The sequence below is a fragment of the Polaromonas sp. OV174 genome, from assembly GCF_900112285.1.
In the GTDB taxonomy this organism is placed as follows: Bacteria; Pseudomonadota; Gammaproteobacteria; order Burkholderiales; family Burkholderiaceae_C; genus Polaromonas.
The window spans coordinates 1-1,406 of sequence record NZ_FOKZ01000060.1 but is presented as its reverse complement, the minus strand read 5'-3'; the positions used below and the strand labels follow the sequence as shown (position 1 = coordinate 1,406).

1 protein-coding gene is annotated in these 1,406 nt (G+C 60.9%); it reads right to left on the bottom strand.

What is annotated here, in order from left to right; translation table 11 throughout:
* Nucleotides 1-9: 9 nt before the first annotated feature.
* Nucleotides 10-1,329 (bottom strand): IS4 family transposase, encoded by a 1,320-nt coding sequence (locus tag BM160_RS22035; protein ID WP_092008280.1) that lies wholly within the window; start codon nt 1,327-1,329, stop codon nt 10-12.
* Between the last annotated feature and the right edge of the window lie 77 nt (nt 1,330-1,406).

Here is a 1,406-nt window from a genome sequence, read left to right as displayed (position 1 = left end):
CAATGCCAGTCAGTTAAGAGCTGACTGGCATTTTTTTGATGGGTACTTGCTGCGGGTGGATCGCTTGACCTCGCGTGGGAAGCTGCGATCAGGGCGGCGCGGCGGCAGCACAAAGTAACGAGCCTGATCGAGCAGCAGTTGCAAGTGCTTTGGCAAAGTGCCTGCTCGCGCCAGATGCACGGTGTTCAAGGCTCCCATGATGGCGTGCTTGGCCGTATGAAAGCTGATCCTCAGTGGTGCCACACCCACGTGCTCAGCCATCAAACGCATCCACCGCCGAAGCAGTGTATGGGCGAGTAACACGCCCCAGACCTCTTGCATCACTAATTCTGGCTGCTTGCTGCGCAGCACGCCTTGGCCTTGCTGCAATGACTGCTTGATCTCGCGAAACCCCAGCTCGATCTCCCAACGCTGGCGGTACAACTGTGCCAGCTCATCTGCAGCAAACCGCTTTGACTCCCGCATCGAGGTGAGGAAGCGCCTGGACTTGCCGTCCACCTGCGTTTGAATCAAGCGGGCCTCCCAATGGCTGGGCAGTTCGGGGCGCAGTTGCCTGGCGCGTTGCGACACCGGCATGCGAATCAGCCAGTCGCCTTCTCCCAGGGTTTGCACGATCTCGTGACGCAGATTGTCTTTGGCGCGCATGAGCCAATGGCGCTGGGTGCCCGCGCTGTGCCAGTCCATCAGGAACGCAGCCGAGAAGTAGGCGCGGTCAAACAGCGTGATCGAATGATCCAGGCCGCGCAGATCGGCTGCCAACGTCAGCTCGCCACAGTGGTAGTTGCCCAGCTTGGCATCGAGCAGTTCGTGGCTGTCGGTGTCGAGCAGACACACACACCGCACCATGGGCCAGGGCTGAGGGCCGTACTGCGTCTGGCCGCTGCCCAGATCGGCCCGGTTCAGCGGGCTGTCAGGGGCCGACCACACCACGCCATCGACGGCCAACACACGCAAATCGGTGCCACGCACCGGCCGGGCCCGTGCCCACGCGTCGGTGAGCAGGCCAAACAAATGGGCCAAGGGTTCAGGGCCAAGTCGCTGGCGGGCTTGCACACTGCTGCTGGGAACGGGCAAGTCTTGTCCATCCAGTGTCAGCGCCATCTCCTGGACGACCTGCCACATCGGCATCTGTCGAAACAGTGCCAGACCGATCACCAGCCAGACCGCGTGGTCGGCTGGCAGCTTGCGCCGGCGAATGGAGGCCTTGCCGGTGGCGGCGAGTGCTTGTTCGATCCAGGCCGGATCAATCAGCGCGCTCAGTTCGTTGATGCCACCGGCGGGCAAGCACGCCAGCGTCTCGTCTAATGTGTTTTGTAAAAAGCTCGACAAATGAAAAAGGGAACGTGTTGAACACGTTCCCTTTTTACCTTCCTTTGGCTTCGTCAGCTCTTAACTGACTGGCATTG